This window comes from Microbacterium tenebrionis (assembly GCF_020682665.1).
GTDB lineage: Bacteria > Actinomycetota > Actinomycetes > Actinomycetales > Microbacteriaceae > Microbacterium > Microbacterium tenebrionis.
On sequence record NZ_JAGTTM010000004.1, the window covers coordinates 61,023 to 82,453 of the forward strand.

The 21,431-nt window shown below is 66.7% G+C and carries 21 protein-coding genes and 1 pseudogene; 12 read left to right on the top strand and 10 right to left on the bottom strand.

Annotated elements, in window-relative coordinates; translation table 11 throughout:
- Nucleotides 1-21: 21 nt before the first annotated feature.
- A complete protein-coding gene (locus KEC56_RS11195) occupies nucleotides 22-2,292 on the bottom strand; it encodes a LuxR C-terminal-related transcriptional regulator (RefSeq protein ID WP_227531017.1) in 2,271 nt (756 codons plus the stop codon).
- Between the two features lie 237 nt (nucleotides 2,293-2,529).
- On the opposite strand from KEC56_RS11195, the gene KEC56_RS11200 reads away from it, so the two are divergent.
- The 3 genes from KEC56_RS11200 (at nucleotide 2,530) to KEC56_RS11210 (ending at nucleotide 5,984) form a co-directional block, all read left to right on the top strand.
- Complete coding sequence (locus tag KEC56_RS11200) at nucleotides 2,530-3,636, top strand: zinc-binding dehydrogenase (RefSeq protein WP_227531018.1); 1,107 nt, start codon at nucleotides 2,530-2,532, stop codon at nucleotides 3,634-3,636.
- Nucleotides 3,637-3,814: 178 nt separating this feature from the next.
- Nucleotides 3,815-4,567, top strand: a complete 753-nt coding sequence (locus tag KEC56_RS11205; RefSeq protein ID WP_227531019.1) for an SDR family NAD(P)-dependent oxidoreductase — start codon at nucleotides 3,815-3,817, stop codon at nucleotides 4,565-4,567.
- A 61-nt stretch (nucleotides 4,568-4,628) separates the two neighbouring features.
- Nucleotides 4,629-5,984 carry a hypothetical protein gene (locus tag KEC56_RS11210; protein ID WP_227531020.1) on the top strand — a complete coding sequence of 452 codons (1,356 nt, stop codon included), beginning with the start codon at nucleotides 4,629-4,631 and terminating at the stop codon, nucleotides 5,982-5,984.
- 165 nt (nucleotides 5,985-6,149) lie between these two features.
- On the opposite strand, the gene KEC56_RS11215 is transcribed toward KEC56_RS11210, so the two are convergent.
- The 3 genes and pseudogenes from KEC56_RS11215 to KEC56_RS11220 form a co-directional block, all read right to left on the bottom strand.
- Nucleotides 6,150-6,455 (bottom strand): hypothetical protein, encoded by a 306-nt coding sequence (locus tag KEC56_RS11215; RefSeq protein WP_264675283.1) that lies wholly within the window; start codon nucleotides 6,453-6,455, stop codon nucleotides 6,150-6,152.
- Nucleotides 6,456-6,593 (bottom strand): annotated as a pseudogene (locus KEC56_RS13950) (transposase); the annotation flags it as partial.
- Nucleotides 6,594-6,783: 190 nt separating this feature from the next.
- A complete protein-coding gene (locus KEC56_RS11220; protein WP_227531021.1) occupies nucleotides 6,784-6,984 on the bottom strand; it encodes an isochorismatase family protein in 201 nt (66 codons plus the stop codon).
- A gap of 14 nt (nucleotides 6,985-6,998) precedes the next feature.
- On the opposite strand from KEC56_RS11220, the gene KEC56_RS11225 reads away from it, so the two are divergent.
- From KEC56_RS11225 to KEC56_RS11240, 4 genes are all read left to right on the top strand, one after another.
- On the top strand, nucleotides 6,999-7,472 hold the full coding sequence (locus KEC56_RS11225; protein ID WP_227531096.1) for an ABATE domain-containing protein: 474 nt from the start codon (nucleotides 6,999-7,001) through the stop codon (nucleotides 7,470-7,472).
- 108 nt (nucleotides 7,473-7,580) lie between these two features.
- On the top strand, nucleotides 7,581-7,877 hold the full coding sequence (locus KEC56_RS11230) for a DUF7882 family protein (protein WP_175985482.1): 297 nt from the start codon (nucleotides 7,581-7,583) through the stop codon (nucleotides 7,875-7,877).
- Nucleotides 7,878-7,934: 57 nt separating this feature from the next.
- Nucleotides 7,935-8,147 (top strand): hypothetical protein, encoded by a 213-nt coding sequence (locus KEC56_RS11235; RefSeq protein WP_175985483.1) that lies wholly within the window; start codon nucleotides 7,935-7,937, stop codon nucleotides 8,145-8,147.
- Entirely contained in the window at nucleotides 8,147-9,076 is a 930-nt protein-coding gene (locus tag KEC56_RS11240) for an aldo/keto reductase (RefSeq protein WP_227531022.1), read from the top strand. The genes KEC56_RS11235 and KEC56_RS11240 overlap by 1 nt, the downstream gene beginning before the upstream one ends.
- Nucleotides 9,077-9,100: 24 nt before the next feature.
- Here the strand turns inward: KEC56_RS11240 and KEC56_RS11245 are convergent, their stop codons facing one another.
- On the bottom strand, nucleotides 9,101-9,709 hold the full coding sequence (locus tag KEC56_RS11245; RefSeq protein WP_227531023.1) for a GNAT family N-acetyltransferase: 609 nt from the start codon (nucleotides 9,707-9,709) through the stop codon (nucleotides 9,101-9,103).
- 36 nt (nucleotides 9,710-9,745) lie between these two features.
- On the opposite strand from KEC56_RS11245, the gene KEC56_RS11250 reads away from it, so the two are divergent.
- Nucleotides 9,746-10,117: a PLDc N-terminal domain-containing protein gene (locus KEC56_RS11250; RefSeq protein ID WP_175985486.1), complete on the top strand. Its 372-nt coding sequence runs from the start codon at nucleotides 9,746-9,748 to the stop codon at nucleotides 10,115-10,117.
- Nucleotides 10,060-11,109 carry an epimerase gene (locus KEC56_RS11255; RefSeq protein ID WP_227531024.1) on the top strand — a complete coding sequence of 350 codons (1,050 nt, stop codon included), beginning with the start codon at nucleotides 10,060-10,062 and terminating at the stop codon, nucleotides 11,107-11,109. The genes KEC56_RS11250 and KEC56_RS11255 overlap by 58 nt, the downstream gene beginning before the upstream one ends.
- On the opposite strand, the gene KEC56_RS11260 is transcribed toward KEC56_RS11255, so the two are convergent.
- The 3 genes from KEC56_RS11260 to KEC56_RS14125 are packed head-to-tail and all read right to left on the bottom strand — an operon-like array spanning nucleotide 11,090 to nucleotide 13,285.
- Complete coding sequence (locus KEC56_RS11260) at nucleotides 11,090-12,028, bottom strand: NYN domain-containing protein (RefSeq protein ID WP_227531025.1); 939 nt, start codon at nucleotides 12,026-12,028, stop codon at nucleotides 11,090-11,092. The genes KEC56_RS11255 and KEC56_RS11260 overlap by 20 nt on opposite strands.
- Entirely contained in the window at nucleotides 12,021-13,016 is a 996-nt protein-coding gene (locus tag KEC56_RS11265) for a Gfo/Idh/MocA family protein (RefSeq protein ID WP_227531026.1), read from the bottom strand. The genes KEC56_RS11260 and KEC56_RS11265 overlap by 8 nt, the downstream gene beginning before the upstream one ends.
- Entirely contained in the window at nucleotides 13,013-13,285 is a 273-nt protein-coding gene (locus KEC56_RS14125) for a hypothetical protein (protein WP_217702930.1), read from the bottom strand. The genes KEC56_RS11265 and KEC56_RS14125 overlap by 4 nt, the downstream gene beginning before the upstream one ends.
- Before the next feature lie 17 nt (nucleotides 13,286-13,302).
- Here KEC56_RS14125 and KEC56_RS11275 point away from each other — a divergent pair, with 17 nt between their 5' ends.
- From KEC56_RS11275 to KEC56_RS11285, 3 genes are all read left to right on the top strand, one after another.
- Nucleotides 13,303-14,256 (top strand): LysR family transcriptional regulator, encoded by a 954-nt coding sequence (locus KEC56_RS11275; protein ID WP_227531027.1) that lies wholly within the window; start codon nucleotides 13,303-13,305, stop codon nucleotides 14,254-14,256.
- A gap of 92 nt (nucleotides 14,257-14,348) precedes the next feature.
- On the top strand, nucleotides 14,349-15,347 hold the full coding sequence (locus KEC56_RS11280; protein WP_227531028.1) for a putative oxygenase MesX: 999 nt from the start codon (nucleotides 14,349-14,351) through the stop codon (nucleotides 15,345-15,347).
- Nucleotides 15,344-16,378: a methionine synthase gene (locus KEC56_RS11285; RefSeq protein WP_227531029.1), complete on the top strand. Its 1,035-nt coding sequence runs from the start codon at nucleotides 15,344-15,346 to the stop codon at nucleotides 16,376-16,378. The genes KEC56_RS11280 and KEC56_RS11285 overlap by 4 nt, the downstream gene beginning before the upstream one ends.
- Here KEC56_RS11285 and KEC56_RS13960 read toward each other — a convergent pair.
- Nucleotides 16,368-17,312 carry a quinone oxidoreductase family protein gene (locus KEC56_RS13960; protein WP_264675285.1) on the bottom strand — a complete coding sequence of 315 codons (945 nt, stop codon included), beginning with the start codon at nucleotides 17,310-17,312 and terminating at the stop codon, nucleotides 16,368-16,370. The two genes, KEC56_RS11285 and KEC56_RS13960, sit on opposite strands and share 11 nt — an antisense overlap.
- Before the next feature lie 181 nt (nucleotides 17,313-17,493).
- Nucleotides 17,494-21,414, bottom strand: coding sequence for an ATP-dependent RNA helicase HrpA (hrpA, locus tag KEC56_RS11300; protein ID WP_372456276.1), 3,921 nt, complete (start codon nucleotides 21,412-21,414; stop codon nucleotides 17,494-17,496).
- Nucleotides 21,415-21,431 lie beyond the last annotated feature (17 nt).

Here is a 21,431-nt window from a genome sequence, read left to right on the forward strand (position 1 = left end):
CCTAATCGTGCCACTGTGGGGTCAGCCTTTCACAGACGTTCCGGCGGCGCTATGTTGCGCATCCCACACCGCAATTTGACTTCGCGAGCGAAAGCCGAGTTTCGCGAGGATCCGCTGCACATGACCTTCGACAGTACGCCGTGACAGAACCAGCCGCGCCGCGATCGCCGGGTTGCTGAGACCTTCCGCAATGAGAGCGGCGACCTCGCTTTCGCGGGCACTGAGAACGCCAGAAGTTTCGACGCGCACCGATTCCGAGCTAGCATCCTCTCCGTCAACGATGCGTCTAAGCGCATCCCCGAGCGATAGGTCGTCGGCGAGAGCTGCAGGCGGCCCGAACCGAAGGGTTCTAGTGCTCAACTCTGGAAGGGGAACCGGCGGTCTCGACCTCGTCAGTGATGACGGGGGAACCAGTGCAGCGAGTTGGGCGACACTCTGTTCGTCCCCAAGCTGCGCCGAGAAAGCGGTGAGCAACTGCACGCACAGCGCGAGACCGACCCGATCCCCGAAGTCGGCCATAACCTCCACCGATTGTTGGACGTGTTGCATCGCTTCGTCTGGAACTCCTTGGCGGTCGGCGACGAGTGCGAGAAGACACCACATATACGCTCGTCCCCAAATATCGCCCGCCCGGTCACAATACGCGAGGCCGTCCGCAAGCGTTGCCAACGCATCCCCCTGTTTGCCTGCCGCGATCTGGCAGGCTGCGAGATGCCAATATTTCTCGCCGAGATGTTCGCGGACATCGGCATCGAGTGACTCGCGTAACACGCGGGTCAGATCGCGTTCTGCGACAACGAGGTCACCGTCGGCGAGCGAGACGAGCGCTCCCACGAACACAGCGAAGATTTGCTCGTCGAAATCCGCCAGGTCGGATTCGAAGTCATTCTGAATCGCATTCAGCTGGGAGCGCGCTCCGTCCAGGTCGCCTTCGTGGAAGGCGATGTATGCGTCCGTAAGCATTGCTCGAAGCGTAACGGCGTCTTTCGCGGTGTCCAGTGACAATGCGGTCCCAAGCCAATCCCGCACGCGTGGCCAGGGATCGACTGGATGCAGCTGCCAGTAGTACCGCAGTGCGCTGATGACCTCGAGCGCTTCGTGAGCGTCGTCTGCGTTGCTTGTCATCGCTCCCAACAGCGAGGTGATAGCGGCGGCATGACGATTGAGGAACTGAATATTGGTGAGTTGATCCTCTGAGAACCACGCTGCAGCGCACTGTCGTAGCCGCCTGAGAAGTGCGCGGTGTAGCATCGCTTCCTCGCGGTCGCGGTCACTGACGTCCCACGATTCACGCAGATGGCGGCGGTAGTGCAGGGGGACACGTAAACGACGCACGCCTCCGACGGTCTCCGAACGCACAAGCGACCGATCAACGAGTTCCACGGCGGGGGCCGCAATGCGCGACAACTGATCATCGGCAAACACCTCGGCCGCGAAACGCAGATCGGCACCAGACTCCAGGAGCGCTAGACGTCGGAGAAGCTCTGCTGCCGGTGGAGAAAGCCTCTTGAGCGATAACTCTGCGATCGCCCGGGACGTCCGGGCGCCGGATCCAGGCGGTAGGAACTCATCAAGGACGGTCGCATCCTCAGTTACTGCAATCGCGGCCTCATGAGCGCCGAGTGCGGACACCGCACGGGCTGCCGCCTCAATGAAGCGCGGGAGACCGTCGGTGGATCGGCATACCGCGACTAGGTCATCGAGCGGAGCAATTGCGGCGTCGAAAGCGGGGTCCGCGTCGAGGATCCGTTGCACCAGGAGCGCGAACGACGCGGACTCGAGTTCCTTGTCGGCGGTTCGTCGGTATGTGGCTGCCGACGGTAGATCCAGCGGCATTAGAGCGTAAGGTGTTTCGCCGGCGATGCCGATTCGCTCCCGGGCCGTAACGAGGATCCGCGTCTCGGCTGTACTACTCAGCAGTTCCTCGAGGATTCTGGCACTGGCAGTTGCGTCATCGAGGTTGTCGACCACAAGGAGATGGGGCCGATCACCAAGCGTCTGCGCGATCGCGGAAACCGTCGAGCCCTCCGCTCCTACGGCCCGAGCGAGCGACTCCTCGAGATCATCGGAGGCGGTGTCCGCCATGTCGGCGAGCACGATCGATCCGCCGATGGATCTCCGCAATACATCGGCGACTCGCACCGCGAGGCGGGATTTTCCCACTCCGGCCTGTCCGATGATCGTCACGAGACGGCGCGATGACACCAGCCCGCGCAAACTGTCCAACTCGTCGTCTCGCCCAACGAATCCGGTCAAATGGCTGACGGGAAGCCCGCGATGCGTCGTCGTCATCCTCGTTGTTCCTTGCCTGGCCGTCCACCCTGACGCCCATGTCTCTCCACAGCCAGGATACCTCAGCCCTTGGAGGGCCGGTTATAGCGTGGGATCACTCGATCCCGCACCTGAATAGGTCATTTCTGCTCGCCTACGCCCTACCCCAGACGAGACGATGGAGTTCGCACGACAACCGATCGTCTGCCGATTGGCGGCGAAGTGCGAGCACTGAGATTTGAGGACGAAGGTGTCAATATGAGAGCTGCTCTTGCGCGTGGAAACGGCGCGCCGATCGAGATCGATGAGATCGTCCTGGCCTCCCCTGGGAGAGGGGAGGTGCGGGTGCGGATCGAGGCAAGCGCCGTGTGTCGCACGGACCAGCTCTTCATGGACAACCCTGCCGGCCATGATCAGCGCTTCGTCCCGGGGCACAGCGCGTGCGGGATTGTCGTAGAAGTCGGCCCCGACGTCACGAAGACGAAGGTCGGCGATCGAATCGTCGTCGCCGGCACGATGGAATGCGGGAAGTGCTACGCGTGCACTCACGGTAGTCCGTCACAGTGTGAGCGGCTGTGGATCGAAGTTGCCAACCCCCCGGTCGTCGGGCGGACCGCATCTGCTGCCACTGTCGCCGGATTCGGCGGCGCTGGAACATTCAGCGAGTACATGATCTACCGCGAGCACTGCTATGCGGTGGTCGACAGCTCCCTTGATGCATCGCAGCTTGCTCTCCTCGGTTGCGGGGGACTCTCCGGTGTTGGCGCGGTCTGGGAGGTCGGCGGTGTGCGGCCGGGCGACAGCGTCGCCGTGATCGGCTGCGGACACCTCGGTCTTTGGATGATCCAGGCAGCGAAAGCCGCGGGAGCAGGAGCGATCATCGCGATCGACCCGCTGCCTGAGCGCCGGGAGTTCGCCTTGCGTATCGGGGCTACGGCCGTGGCGTCCCCCGAAGACGCCAGCGTGACGATCAGCAGGCACACATCTGGGCGCGGTACCGACCTGGCTCTTGAGGCGACCGGTGAGCCGGGCTGTGTGGAGCAGGCTTTTGAGGCATCGCGCAAGGGTGGCACAGTCGTCATCACAAGCATGGTTGCTCCGCTCGACTCCGCCGAATCGAACCTGCCCACCAATGCGGTCTCGATGTTTGGCCGAAGCATCAAGGGGTCGCAGTCCGGAGGAGGCTTTCTCGACCGCGACATCCAGCGCATCGCCGAATCCATCGAAGCCGGCGTCCTGGATGTTGACGTGATGATCTCGCAGGTGTTCCCGCTGTCGCAGGCTGGCGACGCGATGCAAGCCGCGGTAAACCGCGAGCTAATCACCGCGGTTATCGACATGCGCATCGAGAACCCAGAGGGATGATGTTTCACCGCAAGTGCGGGACGTGGGTGCGCGCAGAAACAGGTGAGGTCACGCTACTGCGTCGACGAACAAACATTGAGACTAAATCTTACGGCACTGATCGGAGCCGCCCAGCCGCCGGGACGACGATGTTCCGCCCGTCGTGCTCAATCAATGGACGAAGGGAAGCAAGAGCCGCATGACCAGCGAAGACCTTGCAGGCAAGACAGCAATCGTTTCCGGTGGAGCGCGCGGAATTGGAGAGGCCCACTGCCGTGCTCTGGCCGCCGCAGGCGCAACAGTCATCATCGGTGACGTGCTGCGTGAGGAGGGGGAGGCGCTCGCCCGTGAACTGGGCGACCGTGCACGCTTCGCCGAGCTGGATGTGACTGATCGTGAGCAGTGGGCGGAATGTGTAGGCATCGCGCTGGGTGCGGGAACTGGAACCCTCGACATCCTTGTGAACAACGCCGGCATCAATCAACCCACACCCATCGAGAAGATGCCCGCTGAGACGTGGGACCGTGTGCTCCAGATCAACCTCACGGGTCACTTCAACGGTATCCAAGCGGTGATCCCGGCCATGCGGGAGTCGGGCGGGGGATCGATCGTCAATACCGCTTCCATCACCGCGGTCATCCCTCCGAGTCAACTCGCTCCGTACGTCGCATCCAAGATGGCGATCGTTGGACTCACGCAGATTGCGGCGCTTGAGCTCGGGCAATACGGAATCCGCGTCAATGCGTTGCAACCCGGCTACACCGACACCCCGATGATGAAGGGAGGCGACGAGGCTGCGATCACTAGCGCGATGCCTATTCGGCGCTACGGACGCCCCGAAGAGGTCGCAGACATGATGCTGTACCTCGTCACGCGTGCCACCTACACCACCGGCAGTGTCCTTCCGGTCGACGGCGGAGCCGTCGCCGGTGTTGGCTACGCCGTCGACTGACCACAACCACAACACCCGACCCGTGGGCACCGACGCCCACCTGAAGAGAACGGACGATGAAGTGACCGCTCAAGAAGCAATCAGCGAGGGAGCCTTTACCCTTGCCCCAGGACTCGGTGGCATTCCCCTGGAGTTCCTGGGATACGAACCCGAGATCCTTGCATCCAAGCAGACCGCGTATCTCGGCACCGCCTTGAACGGCATGTCGCCGATCTACGATGTTTCCGGGCCAGACGCCCTAGCCTTCCTCCGCTCGGTGTGCATCAACTCCTTCAAGAACTTCCACGTCGGCCAGATCCGCCACGCGGTGCTCTGCAACGACAAAGGGCAGATCCTCACCGACGGTGTGATTGCGCACATCGAGGACGGTGTGTATCGCACCTACTGGCTCGCTCCCACGCTCGACTACCGCCTCATCAACTCGGGCATGGACGTCACCGGGACCGACCAGTCATTCAACGAATTCTTCTTCCAGATCGCTGGTCCCCGCTCGCTCGAGGTGCTCGAGGCCGCGGCGCAGGAGGATCTCCACGACATCGCCTTCGGTCGCCACCGGATGTCCAACATCGCAGGCATTCCGGTGCGCGTCTTGCGTCTTGGGATGGCCGGAACGCTCGCCTACGAAGTGCACGGAGCGATGTCGGACACCGAGGCGGTCTACCGTGCCATCTGGGAAGCCGGTCAGCCGTTCGGTCTTGTCAAGCAGGGGCAGACTGCCTACCTCATGCAGCACACCGAAGCGGGCTTCCCGAACATCAACCTCCACTACCCGCTGCCCTGGTACGAAGAGGCCGACATGGCCGCGTACTTCGACACGCAGCCGATGCAGAACTTCTACAACAAGTACCGTCACTTCTTCGGCAGCGTCGGGCCGGATGCTGAGGCTCGCTTCGTCACCCCGTTCCAGGTCGGCTGGGGCAAGATGGTCGATTTCTCTCACGACTTCATCGGCAAGGAAGCTCTGCAACGTGAGGCCGAGGCCGACCACTGGGCGACCGTCACTCTCGTGTGGAACGAAGAAGACATCGCCGACGTCGTCGCATCAAAATACCGCGGCCACGAAGTGGAGCCTTACGACCGGATCGACGACCGCCCGTACGACATCTACTTCAATCTCGGCGGGCAGATCGGCTTCGGATACCACGCCGACTGGGTGCTCGCCGACGGTGAGCGGATCGGCACATCGACCGGACGCATCAACAGCGTCTACTACCGCCGTATGATCTCGATCGGCTTCATCGACAAGCGCTACGCCGCTGAAGGCACAGAGCTCACCGTGCTCTGGGGGCGACCCGGGACGCCGCAGAAGGAGATTCGAGTTACCGTCGGACGATACCCGTACTTCGACCTCACGAACAACAACGCTGTCGACGTGTCAACGATCCCGCGGTTCGCGCTTAGCGGCTTGACCGAATAAGAGCTACGAGACTCGCAGGGTCACCGTCAGCGCATCCGATTCTCGTTTGCGGATGCGGCTCCACGCTGCATCCGCAAACGACCAGAGCTAGCCACCGATCTTCTCCCGCGAGCGTACTTTCGCAAGACGCGGTCAAGTCCCCGGTAGTGGATGCTCCTATTGTTGTCAAGCGGTCAGTGTCGGGCTGATCTGCTCTAGGACGGTGGCCGCTCGGGCCTCGAGTTCTGGGTCAGCGCGGGTCCCGATCTCGAGTCGTCGTAGCCGCTGGTAGGGGACGCCGAGTGTGGTGGCGAGGACGCTGATCGGGATGCCGATCGCTTGTCGGCGGGCTCGGAGCTCGCGCCCGACTGGATGGTCGGTGGCGGGGTTGAGCAGGGCTGCGTAAACCTCGTTCGCGACGTGTCGTTTGAGGCAGCGCATGATGTCGCGGTCGGTGAGTTGCTCGGCGCGGCGCCGTTCGAAGTAGGCCATCGTGCGAGGCTCACGGTGTCGCATGCGCAGCAGAACGATCCGGTGCAGGGCCGAGTTCGCGTGCCGGTTGCCGCCGCGGGAGAGTCGGTGCCGGGTGCGTTGCCCGGACGAGGCGGGGATCCGGGCAACACCGGCCAGAGCGGCGAAGCTAACTCACCGTGAGTGGCACGCAGATGGCAAGGGTGGGCAACGGCGTCGCGACTTCCGCAGGATTCTGCGCCACTTTGACCAACGGGCAAAAACTGGGACTTCTGATATCCCGGCCCGCAGGCGGCCGGTGAGAGGCCCGGATTCGCAGGATTCTGCGGATCCGGGCCTCCCTTGTGCTCTACTCGGGCAGGCGTCGCACCGCCTCGGCGGTGGTGATGACGTCGTTGGCGATGAAACCGAAGTTGGTCGTGGTGGCAGCGAGGTCGTCACCGAGCTCCGGGCGGTTGGGGGCGCCGACCGCGTCGGAGACCACGATGACCTCGAAGCCGTTCTCGATCAGGTCTCTCAGGTACGACTCGACGCAGAGGTTCGCGAGCATGCTGGTTGCGTGACGTGCGGCCGCCCGCGGCCGACGGCGGGGAGGTCGACGAGGATACTGTGAACGACGGCGCAGTGGCGAGGTTCCATGCGCTCCGCGATGCGATCCGCACCGCGGCCGCCCAGGTGGCGAGCGCCGGGCGGCTCGATGCGGTTCACGCCGAGACGCTCAACGATTTCTCGCGACGCGTCCCCGCAGCGCCACAACTGGTCCAGAACGATGCCGGTGAATGGGTGCGGCGGATGCACGCGACTGGCCCGTCGACCGATATCGCACTGGCGGCGATCGCATCCGACGCGACCGAACTGTTCTCCGGCGTCCGCGCCGCGCAGTTGCGCGCGTGCACCGGCCCCAACTGCCCGCTCTTCTTCCTCCAGGACCGACCCCGCCGGCATTGGTGCTCACCCGGGTGCGGCACACGCGCTCGGGCGGCGGCGGCATACAGCCGCAGGACCGCCGGGAGAAGGCCGACGCCTGCTGCCGGTTAGCGGAGGCCTCCCCGGCGCCGATCCACCCGGTCACGCGCCGACCCGTTTCGCGGGTCGCGACGAGAACCGGGACTGCTGAAGAGCAGTCCGCCGAGTAGTCTGCACACCATGGGAACCCTCGAATACAACAGCTCCCGCCCGCCGATCAAGGTCGACGACGACACTCTCGCCCACCTGAAGATCGTCATCGGGACGAAGCTCCGTCGCCACGAGAGCTTTATGATGACCTGGCTGCCCGAAGGAGAAGGCGATGGAGGGCGGATGACGATCTGGATGAATCCGAGCATCCCGTTGATCCTCTCCTTCGACGGCTCGACGATGCCGATGATCGATTCGAAGCGCGTCGAAGCGATGATGGAGAACCTCAGTGCCCGCGGGGAGCTCGTGCTCGACCAGCTCTCGTGAACAGGACGGCCGGTCCGCCGACTATCCTGGAGTGAGCATTCACAACAGGAGGCAGCCGTGATTCTCAGCTTCATCATCTTCTTGGTCATGTTCGTCGGCGGGATCTGGGTGATGGGCATCTCGCACGGCGTGCCGATGGACTTCCAGGCGCTCACGTTCTGCGCCGGCCTCGCCCTGGTCTGCCTGTCGATGGCGTGGATGATGCGCGAGGGCAAGAGCGGTGCCACCCGCCGCTCGAACAACTGGGACGGCGGCCCGGCCGCCAACTGATGAAGTCCGTTCCCTTCGGATCCACGACGGCACCTGCGGTCATCGCGGGGATGATGCGCATCTCCGACAAGGATGACGTGCAGATCAGCGAGCTGTACCGCACCGCACGTGACGCCGGGATCGACTTCTTCGATCACGCCGACATCTATGGCGGAGCCATGCACGCCTGCGAGCAGCGGTTCGGCGATGCGCTGACGCTGAGTCCGTCCGAGCGCGCCGAGATCACGCTGCAGACCAAGTGCGGGATCGTTCCGGCCGAGGGGATGTTCGACTTCTCCTACGAGCACATCGTCGCGCAGGTCGAGGGGTCTCTGCGGGCCCTCGGCACCGACTACCTCGACGTGCTCCTGCTGCACCGGCCGGACGCGCTCGTCGAACCCGATGAGGTCGCACGTGCATTCGACGCGCTCGAATCGTCGGGCAAGGTGCGCGCGTTCGGCGTCTCGAACCACACCCCGCGTCAGATCGACCTGCTCCGCACTGCGGTCGAGCAGCCGCTCATCGCCAACCAGGTGCAGCTGTCGATCACGCACGCTCCGATCATCACGCAGCCGATCGCGATGAACATGCTCGGCGAAGAGCAGAGCATCGTCCGCGACGGCGGAGGCATCGTCGAGTACTGCCGCATCAACGGCATCACCCTGCAGGCGTGGTCGCCGTTCCAGGCCGGTTTCTTCAGCGGCGTCTTCCTCGGCAACCCCGACTACCCGGACCTCAACGCGGTCATCGATCGGCTGGCCGCCCAGTACGGCGTGACGCCGATCGGCATCGCGACAGCGTGGATCACACGTCATCCGGCGAACATGCAGGTCGTGCTCGGCACCACCACCCCGCAGCGCGTCGCGGATGCCGCGGCCGGTGCCGACATCGTCCTCACCCGCGCGGAGTGGTACGAGCTGTTCCGGGCCGCAGGGCATCTGCTGCCCTGAGCACGCGTCCCCGCACGCGCAGCGTCACCTCGAGCGGCGCTTCGCGAGCCGCGCTTCGAGGTTCGCCCTGACCGCGGGCCACTCCGGCTCGATGACGGAGTACTCGACGCTGTCGCGCAGGGCGCCGTTCCGGTACCGCGAGATCGCCCGCATGACTCCGTCCTGCTTGGCGCCGAGTCGCTCGATCGCCGCGCGCGACTGGAAGTTCACCCACTGCGTCGTCAAGCCCACCCGGTACACGCCGAGCGTCTCGAACGCGTGCTGCATGAGCAGCAGCTTCGACTCGGCGTTCGTCCCGGTGCCGTGGGCCGACGGACGATTCCAGGTGTACCCGATGTGGAGCCGGGGCACGGATGCGTCGAGGTCGTAGTACGACGTCATCCCGATCACACGCCCCGCGGCGTCGAACGCCGTGAACGGCACCATTTCGCCGGCATCGCTCAGTCTGAGGCGTCGCTCGATCTCATCCGCGACGCCGTCCGGGGCGGGCACCGAGGTGTACCAGGCCGTCTGCCACAGGTCGCCCTCGCTCACGGCATCCCTGAGGCCATCGGCGTGCGAGCGGTCCAGCGGGCGCAGCTCGACGAGAGCACCGGTGAGGACGACGGGCGAGGGGGAAGTCAGAAACGGCACCTGCTCATTCAATCAGCCGTCGTCTACGCTGAGGGCATGCCGTTCGTCTCGCTCCTCATCATCGCCGTGCTGATCGTCGCACTGATCGACATCATCACGCGTGACGAGTCGCAGGTGAAGCACCTGCCGAAGCTGGTCTGGATCCTCCTCGTCGTGCTGCTGCCGATGATCGGGAGCATCCTGTGGTTCCTGATCGGTCGCGAGTACGGCGAAGGCGGAGTCTCGCTGCCCCGGATGCCGCGCCGCGACGCGCGCACCCAGGCGCCGCCTGCCCCGCAGTACGCGCCGCCGGCCGCAGACACCCGCACCACCGAGCAGCAGATCGCCGATCTCGACCGCGAGATCGAGGAATGGCGCCTCCGCGAGGAGATCGCCAAGCGGCGGCACGACGAGGGCGACGCATCCTGAGCAAGCCGAAGCGCGCCGTCCTGGGCGGCGGATCGGGCTTCCTCGGCAGGGCGCTCGCGAGTGCCCTCGAAGCGGACGGGTACGAGGTCCGTGTGATCGGCCGGTCGGGTCCTGATGCGACCTGGGACGACCCGGCATCCGTTCTGCGCGTCGTCGACGGCGCCGACCTCGTCATCGGGCTCGCGGGGCGGATCGTCGACTGCCGATACGACGACGTCAATCGCGACGAGATCCTGCGATCGCGCATCGACACGACCCGGATGCTCGGCGAGGCGATCGCCCGCTCGGAGCATCCGCCCGCCGTGTGGCTGAACTCGAGCAGCGCGACCGTGTATCGCTACGCGCTCGACCGGGCGCAGACCGAGGCCGACACCGACTTCGACACGGGGTTCTCTCCCGACGTCGCTCTGGCCTGGGAGGAGGAGCTGTTCCGCCTCGAGCTCCCGAAGACGCGCCGCGTCGCGATGCGCATCACGATCGTCCTCGGCGATGGGCCGGCGACGACCATGCTGTTCCGCCTCGCCCGGCTCGGGCTCGGCGGGCCGCAGATCGACGGCTGGTGGTTCCCCCACAACCGCTACCGCGGCATCGGACCGCATCCCACCGAGCGGCGCAGACCGCTGTGGGTGCGCTCGAAGGGGCGGCAGAAGTTCAGCTGGATCCACATCGACGACCTCGTCGGCGCGATCCGCTTCCTCCGGGACACCCCGACGATCGCGGGGCCCGTCAACCTGTCGGCGCCGACGCAGAGCGACAACCGGTCACTGATGGCGACGCTGCGCCGCATCGTGCGGATGCCGCTGGGCATCCCGGCGTGGCGGTTCATGCTGGAGCCCGCCATGTGGGTGCTGCGCACCGAACCAGAGCTCGTTCTCAAGAGCAGGTGGGTCGCGCCGCAGGTGCTGCTCGACGCCGGCTACCGCTTCACGCACCCCGAGCTCGAACCGGCGCTGCGCGACATCCACCGCAGGATCAGCGGTCGCGGAGCCTGACCAGCCGTTCGTGACCGGTCTCCTCGAGCTCCGCGATCTGCTCGCGGGACTTCAGGAAGTCCGAGAACGACCGGTACCCGAGCCCCTTCTCACTGAACGACGGATCCATGCGGCGCATGTGCGTCTTCACGGCCGAGCTGTGCAGCCACTCGTCGGCATCGGCCTTGTCGTGACCCAGGCGCAGGGCGCGCTGCAGCAGCGCGGTCGCCTCGTCCTGGTCGCTGAGCTGCGTTGTCTCGGCATCCTGCTCGACCGGCTTCTTCTTGGCCCTGCTCCGGCTTGTGGCTCTGGTCTTGGCCGGCGTCTCGTCCTCGGCTTCAGCAGGGACCGGTGCGGCCTTCTTCTGCGCCGGTCGCGACACTCCTGGCAGCGAGTCGTAGGACTCGAACTCGTCGCAGGCCGCCGCGAGCGACTTCGCCGTGGAACCTGCCACGCCCACGCCGATCACGTAGCGCCCGAGCCGCTTGCAGCGCTGCGCGAGCGGGACGTAGTCGCTGTCGCCCGCGACGAGCACGACATGGGTGAGGTCGGAGAGGCGGAACATGTCCTCCACGGCATCCACCGCCAGTCGGATGTCTGCACCGTTCTTCGCGTAGGCGGCGGCGGGGAAGAGCTGCACCAGGTCGACGGCGCGCGCGACGAGCTGCGAGCGGTACTCGGCGTTCACCGGCGATGACCAGTCCGCGTACGCGCGGGTCAGCACGAGAGTGCCGAAGGATGCCGCGTAGTCGATGATGGCGCCGACCTCGATCATCGCGTCCTTCAGGCGCCCTTCGACCTCGGGGTCGTTCGGGTTCTCGGCGATGCGCTGGCGATCCTTGCTGTACGCGTTCCGGCCGTGCACCCGGTCGAACCACGAGATGACGATGTTGTCGAAGTCGAGGTAGACCGCGACGCGCGGGTCCTGGGGGTCAGCCATCGGTGCGCTCCTCGCTCGGGTACCGGACGCCGATCTGCGCCCGGATTTCATCCAGCGTTCCCATGATGGCCACGCTCTCGGCGATGGGCAAGACATCGCCCTCCAGGATGCCGTCTCGCACGAGTCGCTCGGCGGCGAGAGCCTGGAACTGCATGCCGCGCCCGTCGACCTCGGACGCGTAGCTCTCGCGCACCTCGCCGTCCGGCGCGATGACGCGGAACGTGGTCGGCGCGTACCAGACGCGGTCGATCTCGATCCGCGCCTTGGTGCCGACGATCGACGCCGAGGTGGCGCCTGCGGCACGCGACGACGACAGAGTCGTGGAGAGAGCGCCGCCGGCATGCGTCATGATCGTGGCGACCTCGGTGTCGGCTCCGGTCTCGCCGAGGCGTCCGGATGCCGTGATGCTCTTCGGCGCTCCCAGGACGTCCCAGACGAACGAGACGGGGTAGATGCCGAGGTCGAGCAGAGCTCCGCCTCCCAGTTCGAGGGCGTTCAGCCGGTGTGCCGGGTCCGAGGGGAGCAGCTGGGTGTGATCCGCCGTCACCGCGCGGATCTCGCCCAGGGTGCCGTCGGCGATGATCTCGCGGATGCGGACCATGTGCGGCAGATAGCGCGTCCACATCGCCTCCATGACGAGGAGCCCTCGCTCGGCGGCGATCCGCTGCAGGTCCGCGGCCTCCGCCCGGTTGAGGGTGAACGGCTTCTCCACGAGCACGTGCTTGCCGTTCTCGAGTGCCAGGCGTGCGGTGGCGTGATGCATCGGATGCGGTGTCGACACGTACACGATGTCGACGCCCGGGTCGGTCACGAGCGCCTCATACGACGCGTGCGCAGCCTCGATGCCGAATTCCGCGGCGAACGCGTCGGCCGATGCCTGCGAGCGCGAACCCACCGCGACGAGGTCGAGTCCTGCGGTGCGCAGGTCGGAGGCGAAGGCGTGGGCGATGCCGCCCGTGGCGAGGATTCCCCAGCGCAGTCCAGTCATCCTCTCAGCGTAGCGAGTGCTCTCTGCTCGATGAGCGGGAAGACCTGCTCGGCGATGCGTTCGAGCTCCTCGTCCAGAGGCGAGGACTGGATCAGCAGCAGCGTGATTCCGGCTACTACGACCTGGGCGTCACGCGGTTCCTGATCCGCGGCTTCGATCCGCTGAGCGACGTGCGCGACTGGGGCGAGGAGCTCGTGCCGCTGCTGCGCGAAGGCGCACGGCGCCGGGACGAGGCAGGGCAGGAGCAGGTCGCCTGACCTGTCCGTCACTGGGATAGCTTGGGTCTGTGGCGGGCGAGAGGATCGGGGCGACCAGCGGGATCACCCTTCAGCAGCTGAGGTATTTCGTCGAGGTCGCAGCCGAAGGATCCATCAGCGCCGCCGCGGACCTGCTCTACGTGTCGCAGCCGACGATGTCCGGCGCCATAAAAGATCTCGAGCAGCGGGTCGGTTGCACGCTGCTGATCCGTTCGGCACGCGGTGTGAGCCTCACCGTGGACGGCACCGAGTTCCTCGGCTACGCGCGCCAGGTGGTCGAGCAGGCCGGCCTTCTCGAGCAGCGCTATTTCGGGGGCCAGCCGTCGCGGAGGATGCTCGCCGTGTCGACGCAGCACTATTCGTTCGTCGTCGAGGCGTTCGTGCGGATGGTGAGGGGCGCGGATGCGGCGGAGTACGCGTTCGCGCTCCGCGAGACCCGCACCTGGGACATCATCGAAGACGTCCGCACGTTCCGCAGCGAGCTGGGCGTCCTGTACCGGAACGACTTCAACCACAAGGTCATCGACAAACTGCTCCGGGATTCCGGACTCGGTTTCACTCCGCTGTTCCTCGCCACCCCGCACATCTTCATCGCCCGGTCGAACCCGCTCGCCGACCGCGAGCGCGTCACCCTCGACGACCTCGATGGTCTGCCCCGGCTCACCTTCGACCAGGGGGCGAACAACTCGTTCTACTTCGCCGAGGAGATCCTCTCCACACGCTCGTCGGCGCAGGACATCCGCGTCAGCGACCGGGCCACGATCTTCAACCTCATGATCGGTCTGGGCGGCTACACGATCTCCACCGGCATCATCTCCGACGACTTCGATCCGTCGATCGTCGCCGTCCCGCTCGACGTCGACGAGCGCATCGAGGTCGGTTGGATCGGGCAGTCCGGCATCCCGCTCACCGAGCAGGCGCTACGTTTCGTCGCAGAGATGCGCGATGTCGTGTCGGGATACGGCGTCGAAACCCTGTCGTAGTGCGGCATTCGGGGGTATAGGGAAAGCCGATCGCAGGGCATCGCGACCCTCGATGGAGCTATCGCTGCTCGGTGTGCGTACGCTGACGAACCATGAGCAGCTCCTTCGCCTTCCGCATCCGGACGACCCGGTTCGACGAGTCGTATGCGCCGTCGGCCACCTCGCGGACCACCACCAACTTCGCAAACCTGGCCAGGGGCGAGAACCGCCGGCAGAACCTCCGCAGCACCCTGTCGATGATCGACGCGCGCTTCAACGCGCTGGCGCACGACGACAACCCGGGCCGCGATCGATACGGCGTCGAGCTCGAGATCGTCTCCGCCGACCTGCACTTCGACGCGGACGGCGTCGTGGTCGAGTTCCCGCTGATCGAGATCCTCGACGTGACGATCCTCGACACCCGCACCGGAGAGCGCATCGACGGGATCGTGGGGAACAACTTCTCCTCGTACGTCCGCGACTACGACTTCAGCGTGCTGCTGCCCCGGCACACGGCGGATGCCGCGCAGTCCGGTCTTCCGGAAGGCTTCGGCGACCTGCACGGCGGCCTGTTCCAGCGCTTCCTCGACTCCGATGCCTATCGGGAGCGATTCTGTCAGCCGCCCGTCATCTGCATCAGCGTCTCGAGCAGCAAGACCTACCGCCGACTCGGCACCGATCACCCTGTTCTCGGAGTCGAGTACCAGCAGAGCGAGTTCTCCCTCACCGACGAGTACTTCGCGAGGATGGGGATGCAGGTGCGCTTCTTCATGCCGCCGGGTGCGGCCGCGCCGCTGGCGTTCTACTTCCGCGGCGACCTTCTGGCGGACTACTCGGATCTGGCGCTCATCGGCACCATCAGCACGATGGAGACGTTCCAGAAGATCTATCGTCCTGAGATCTACAACGCGACCGCTCAGGCGCAGGAGGTGTACCGGCCGAGGCTGGACAACCCCGAGTACACGGAGACGGCGATCACGTATGACCGTGCCGAGCGCAGCAGGCTCGGGATCACGCAGGGGAAGTACACGGAGGAGTACCTGATCACGCCGTTCCGGAGCGTCCTGGAGCGATGGGCCGGGGAGCCGATCGCCGCGGGGAGTCACGCATGAACGCACAGCTGCCCACCTCGATCGTCGGCAGTCTGCCCAAGCCCGCCTGGCTCGCCGAGCCGGAGAAGCTCTGGGCGCCCTGGCGGCTGCAGGGGGAGGAGCTCGTCGAAGGGCAGCGCGACGCGCTCTCGCTGTCAGCCGCAGAGCAGGCTCTTGCGGGTCTCGACATCATCAGCGACGGGGAGCAGACCCGCCAGCACTTCGTCACGACGTTCGTCGAGAGCCTCGGCGGGGTCGACTTCGAACGGCGCGAGACGGTGCGCATCCGCGACCGCTACGACGCGAGCGTCCCGTCGGTGGTCGGGGCGGTGAGCCGGGAGCGGTCGGTCTTCGCCGAGGATGCGAAGACCCTTCGTGCGCAGACCGATCGCCCGATCAAGTGGGCGCTGCCCGGACCGATGACGATGATCGACACGCTGTACGACCGCCACTACGGCAGTCGCGAAAAGCTCGCCACGGAGTTCGCGAAGATCCTCAACGAGGAGGCCAGGGAGCTCGAGGCGGCGGGGGTCGACATCATCCAGTTCGATGAACCCGCCTTCAATGTGTTCTTCGACGATGTGAAGGACTGGGGTGTGTCCGTGCTCGAACAGGCCGCAGAGGGGCTCCGCTGCGAGACCGCCGTGCACATCTGCTTCGGCTACGGCATCAAGGCGAACAACGACTGGAAGGCGACGCTCGGAGACCAATGGCGTCAGTACGAGCAGTCCTTCCCGCTGCTGCAGGAGTCGGCGATCGACATCGTCTCGCTGGAATGCCAGAACTCGCGCGTCCCGATCGAGCTGATCGAGTTGCTGCGCGGCAAGAAGGTGATGGTCGGTGCGATCGACGTCGCTGGCGCTGATATCGAGACTCCCGAGACCGTGGCCGACACGCTTCGCGGCGTCCTCCGATTCGTCGATCCGGACAAGCTCTACCCGAGCACCAACTGCGGGATGGCGCCCCTGCCGCGTCAGGTGGCGCGTGCCAAGATGGTCGCGCTCGCGGCGGGAGCGGAGATCGTCCGGGGGGAGCTGGCGCTCACGGGATGAGGGTGATCTTGCCGTGCGCCTCGTGCGCCTCGATGAGACGGTGCGCCTCGGCCGCTTCCGCGAGAGGCAGCTCGGCGCCCAGCTCGACCTGGAAGTCTCCGCTCGCGATCAGGTCGATCGCGACGGCGATGCCCTCGGCCCGCCAGGCGATCTCCTGCTCGGTGAGGGGCACGGGCGAGCCGCCGCTGAAGGCGCGGATGCCGAGCTCTGCGGCATCCGGACCGCGAACGATGGTCGCGATGCGATCGTGGTCGGCCACGACCTCCTTGGAGACCGCAATGGCCTCGTCCGTGCCCGCGCAGTCGAGCGCGACCGTGACGGCGCCGTCCACGGCTGCGCGCACGCGGTCTGCGAGGCCTTCGCCGTAAGCGACCGGGATCGCGCCCAGGTCGCGCACCTGCTCGTGGCGCGCGGGGCTCGCCGTGGCGACGACGGTCGCGCCCCAGGCGACGGCGAACTGGATCGCCGCCTGCCCGACCGCGCCGGATCCGGCGTGCACGAGCAGCACGTCGCCCTCGCCGACCTCGAGCGAGCGCAGGCACTGATAGGCGGTGCCGACCGGGATGCCGAGACCGGCGGCCTCAGCGGCGGTCACGGAATCCGGAAGAGCGTAGAGGTGGTCGGCGGAGATGGCAATGTGCGTGGCGTACGTGCCGGATGCATCGCGGACGGCGACGCGGTCGCCCACGGAGAAGCCCGTGACGCCGTCGCCGACGGACTCAATGGTGCCGGCGCCGTCGAACCCGACCCGGCGGGGTTCGGTGATCGGCGGCATCGGGCGCTTGCCGCTGCGGCGCTTGGCGTCGAGCGGGTTGACGCCGGCCGCTTCGATGCGGACGACGACCTCGCCGGGACCGGCGACAGGGTCCGGGATGTCGACGAGCTGGAGGACGTCAGGGGAGCCGAGTTCTGTGTAGACGATCGCACGAGCCATGCCGCCAGGCTACCCGTCCACAGCGGTCCTCGCCCGGCGACCTTCGCGCGTGCACAACTTCGGACGCCACTGGCGACACGCCGCGTGGATGCGCCGTGCCACGGCGTGTCGGAGCTCAGGTCCGAAGTTGTGCACGGGCACGGGCACGGGTGGGGGTGGGGCGGAGAGGTCAGGAGGGTGGTCAGGGGCGCAGTGCTTTCGCGATGCGCTGGGGCGACACCGGCTGCGCGGTGCCGAGGCGCTGCGCGAACACGCTGATGCGGTACTCCTCGAGCAGCCAGCGCGCCTCGGTCAGCGCCGCGGGTGCATCGGCGGGCAGCGGGGTCGTGCCGCCGGCATCCGCGAACGCCTGCGCGACGCGCTCGAACTCGGTCATGCGGGCGCGATCCCTGCCCGGCTCGTTCGCGAGCGTCTTCAGCCGGTCGAGCATCCCGTCGAGGTAGCGGGGGAAGTGCGCGAGCCGGTCGATGCCGGCCGCCGAGATGAAGCCGGGATGCAGGAGGGTGTTCAGCTGCGAGCGGATGTCGTTCAGCGGGCCGAGCAGCGCGAGCGAGTTCTGCGCCTTGATGCCGCGCTCCACGTCGCGCGACTTCGTGAGTATGCGGGCGATGAGAGAGACCGTCTGGAACAGGTCGTCGACGAGGGCGGTGCTGACCGCATCCCTCGCCTGCTCGAACGCGGCCTTCGTGCGGATGACACCTGCGGGAAGGGCCGCCTGCACGACTGCGCGGCGGGCGTCCTCGACGAGGGCTGCGACGTTCGGGTACGGGGACGCCGCCAGGGCGAGCTTCTCCTGCGATGTCAGGTGATCCTGCACGTACGAGGCCGGCGACGGCACGTTCAGCAGGATCAGCCGCAGCACGCCGTCGCGGGTGAGGCGCGCGGCGGCATCCGCCGTGGCCTCGACGCGCACGGCGACGGTCTTGCCCTCGTCGACGATCGCCGGATACCCGCGCACCACGCCGCCGGCGACGCGCGTGTCGAGCACCTCGGGGAGGTCGTCGAAGGTCCAGGCCGTGAGACCCTGCCTCTCGATCGACGACGGACGCGTCGCCGTGGCGACATCACGGACGTCGGGCTTCTGGGGCTTCGCGATCGTCCGTGCGACGCTCGCCCTAGCCCGGTCCGACAGGGATCGCTGCAGGTCGCCCAGATCCCGGGCAGAACCGGCGACCCTGCCGCGCTCGTCGACCGCGCGGAAGTTCATGCGCAGATGCCCCGGTACGCGTTCGTCGTCGAAGTCCGAGGCTGCGACGGGCTGATTGGCCAGCGGCTGGATCAGGCGCGCGAGTGCCTCCTTCAGCGAACGCTCCGGCAGGCCGTCGTGGCCCTCCGGACCCTGTTCTGCCAGCTCGGTGCCGAACTTCTCCGCCCAGTCGGCGGCCGGGACGACATGGCGGCGGATGGTCTTGGGCAGAGCGCGCAGCAGTGCGGTGACGAGCTCGGCCCGCAGCCCCGGCACCTGCCAGTCGAACCCGCGATCCTCGATCTGGGCGAGCAGCGCGAGCGGGACGACGACGCTGACGCCGTCATCCGCAGCGCCCGGTTCGAACCGGTAGGCGAGGCCGAGCACCTGGTCGCCCTGCCGCCAGCGCGTGGGGAACTCGTCCTTGTCCGCGCGGTCGTCGTCCTCGATGAGGTCGCTCTCGCGCATGACGAGCAGCTTCGGAGTCGTCTGCAGCGCCTCGCGCCACCACGCCTCGAAGGAGCGCACGTCGAACACGTCTGCCGGGACGCGCTCGTCGTAGAAGCGGAAGACCGCCTCGTCGCCCACGAGGATGTCGCGGCGGCGCTCGCGCTCCTCGAGCTTCTCGAGACGGCGTCGCAGTTCGAGGTTGCTGTGCCAGAAAGCACTGACGCGCTTGTCGATGCGTCCCGGGTCCCATTCGCCCTCGACCAGGGCGTGCCGCAGGAACAGCTCGCGGGATGCCGCGCGATCGACCCGCGCGAACTGGATGCGGCGACGCGGGATGATCTCGACCCCGAACAGGGTGACCTTCTCGTAGGCGATCGCGGCCCGGGCATCCTTCGACCAGTGCGGTTCGGACACCTGGCGCTTGGCGAGATCGCCCGCGAGCGTCTCCGCCCACGCGGGGTCGATCGCGGCGACCGTGCGGGCGAACGTGCGCGAAGTCTCGACGATCTCGGCGGCCATGACGGCCTTCGGGCTCTGCTTGCGCAGGCCGGAGCCGGGGAAGACCGAGAAGCGGATGCCGCGGGCGCCGCGGTATTCAGGCGTCCGGCGCTTCTCCTTCTTGCTCTTGTCCTTGGTCGTTCCCTTGGCGTTCCGCTCGTCGAGGATGCCGATCTGCGACAGAAGGCCCGAGAGCAGCGCGCGGTGGATGGCGTCGCCGTTGGCGTGGCCCTGGGGTGCGGTTTCGACTCGCTCCGCTCGCTCCACCCGTTTCGTCTCGCTCCGCTCGCTCAACGACCCGCGGCGGGGGCTCTTCACGAGACTTCGCAGCTGGCGGTGCACGTCGAACCATTCCCGAACGCGCACGTAGTTCAGGTGCTCCGAGCGGCACATGCGGCGGAACGCGCTGGATCCGAGCTCCCGCTGCTGCTCCCGAAGGTGATTCCAGAGGTTGAGGATCGCGAGGAAATCGCTCGTGGGGTCGGTGAAGCGGGCGTGCATGCGGTCGGCGGCATCCCGGACCGCCTGCGGTGCATCCTGCGACGGGCGCTCGCGGACGTCCTGGATCGACATGCCCGCGACGATGGCCAGCACATCCTCGGACACACCCCCGCGCTGCGCCTCGAGCAGCATCCGTGCGAACCTCGGATCGATCGGCATGCGCGAGATGTCGCGGCCGATCTTCGTGAGACGGGCGGTCCCTGAGCCCGTCGAAGGGTCGACCGCGCCGAGCTCGGTGAGCAGGTCGAATGCGGCCTTGACACCGCGCGAGTCGGGAGGCGTGAGGAACGGGAACGCCGTGATGTCGCCGAACCCGAGCGACAGCATCTGCAGCACGACGGACGCGAGCGAGGTGCGCAGAATCTCGGGCTCGGTGAACTCGGGCCGCTTCTCGAAGTCCTCCTCGGAGTACAGACGGATCGCGATGCCGTCGCTGGTGCGGCCCGCGCGGCCGGAGCGCTGGTTCGCCGACGCCTGCGAGATCGCCTCGATCGGCAGCCGCTGCACCTTGGAGCGGTTGCTGTACCGCGAGATGCGCGCGGTTCCGGTGTCGATGACGTACTTGATGCCGGGGACCGTGAGGCTCGTCTCGGCCACGTTGGTGGCGAGGATGACGCGGCGACGGACGCCCGCGACGCGACTCGGCTCGAACACGCGGTGCTGCTCGGCGGCGGAGAGCCTTCCGTACAGCGGCAGGACCTCGACAGGAGCCTTCGTCGAGGTGTACGCGGCGCGGACGGCATCCGCGGCATCCCGGATCTCGGCCTCGCCGGGCAGGAAGACGAGCACGTCGCCCGGTGCCTCGCGGTCGAGTTCGCGGAGAGCTGCGACGATGGCGGAGACCTCGTCCTCCTCGGCATCCTCATCGGGGCCCCGGTACCGGATCTCGACCGGGTAGGTGCGGCCGGAGACCTCGATCACGGGTGCCGGCACCTGATCGGCGCCGGCGAAGTGCTTCGCGAAGCTCTCGGGGTCGATCGTGGCCGAGGTGATGATGACCTTGAGGTCGGGGCGCTCGGGAAGGATCCGGGTGAGGTATCCGAGCAGGAAGTCGACGTTGAGGGACCGCTCGTGCGCCTCGTCGATGATGATCGTGTCGTAGCGGCGCAGGAGCCGGTCGCGATGGATCTCGTTCAGCAGGATGCCGTCGGTCATCAGCGCGATCTTCGTGTCGGCCGAGACCTGGTCGGTGAAACGGACCTTGTACCCGACCAGGCCGCCGAGCTCCACCTGAAGCTCTTCGGCGACGCGCTCGGCGATCGTTCGTGCGGCAAGGCGCCGCGGCTGCGTGTGCGCGATGCTCTCGCGTCCGAGCTCGAGACAGATCTTCGGCAGCTGCGTCGTCTTGCCCGACCCGGTGGCGCCGGCGACGACGACGACCTGGTTGTCGCGGATGGCGGCGGCGATCTCCTCCCGGGCGGCACTGACGGGCAGCTCCGGGGGATAGGAGATGACGGGAGATGACATAGCCCTCCATCGTATGA

What these genes read in the sequence shown, in the direction of transcription:
- KEC56_RS13960 (WP_264675285.1), bottom strand. Translation starts at nt 17,312, where the DNA reads ATGGCTCGTGCGATCGTCTACACAGAACTCGGCTCCCCTGACGTCCTC.
- hrpA (WP_372456276.1), bottom strand. Translation starts at nt 21,414, where the DNA reads ATGTCATCTCCCGTCATCTCCTATCCCCCGGAGCTGCCCGTCAGTGCC.
- KEC56_RS11220 (WP_227531021.1), bottom strand. Translation starts at nt 6,984, where the DNA reads ATGCTCGCGAACCTCTGCGTCGAGTCGTACCTGAGAGACCTGATCGAG.
- KEC56_RS11200 (WP_227531018.1), top strand. Translation starts at nt 2,530, where the DNA reads ATGAGAGCTGCTCTTGCGCGTGGAAACGGCGCGCCGATCGAGATCGAT.
- KEC56_RS11240 (WP_227531022.1), top strand. Translation starts at nt 8,147, where the DNA reads ATGAAGTCCGTTCCCTTCGGATCCACGACGGCACCTGCGGTCATCGCG.
- KEC56_RS11255 (WP_227531024.1), top strand. Translation starts at nt 10,060, where the DNA reads ATGGCGCCTCCGCGAGGAGATCGCCAAGCGGCGGCACGACGAGGGCGA.
- KEC56_RS11260 (WP_227531025.1), bottom strand. Translation starts at nt 12,028, where the DNA reads ATGGCTGACCCCCAGGACCCGCGCGTCGCGGTCTACCTCGACTTCGAC.
- KEC56_RS11205 (WP_227531019.1), top strand. Translation starts at nt 3,815, where the DNA reads ATGACCAGCGAAGACCTTGCAGGCAAGACAGCAATCGTTTCCGGTGGA.
- KEC56_RS11195 (WP_227531017.1), bottom strand. Translation starts at nt 2,292, where the DNA reads ATGACGACGACGCATCGCGGGCTTCCCGTCAGCCATTTGACCGGATTC.
- KEC56_RS11285 (WP_227531029.1), top strand. Translation starts at nt 15,344, where the DNA reads ATGAACGCACAGCTGCCCACCTCGATCGTCGGCAGTCTGCCCAAGCCC.
- KEC56_RS11230 (WP_175985482.1), top strand. Translation starts at nt 7,581, where the DNA reads ATGGGAACCCTCGAATACAACAGCTCCCGCCCGCCGATCAAGGTCGAC.
- KEC56_RS11280 (WP_227531028.1), top strand. Translation starts at nt 14,349, where the DNA reads ATGAGCAGCTCCTTCGCCTTCCGCATCCGGACGACCCGGTTCGACGAG.
- KEC56_RS11250 (WP_175985486.1), top strand. Translation starts at nt 9,746, where the DNA reads ATGCCGTTCGTCTCGCTCCTCATCATCGCCGTGCTGATCGTCGCACTG.
- KEC56_RS11215 (WP_264675283.1), bottom strand. Translation starts at nt 6,455, where the DNA reads ATGGCCTACTTCGAACGGCGCCGCGCCGAGCAACTCACCGACCGCGAC.
- KEC56_RS11265 (WP_227531026.1), bottom strand. Translation starts at nt 13,016, where the DNA reads ATGACTGGACTGCGCTGGGGAATCCTCGCCACGGGCGGCATCGCCCAC.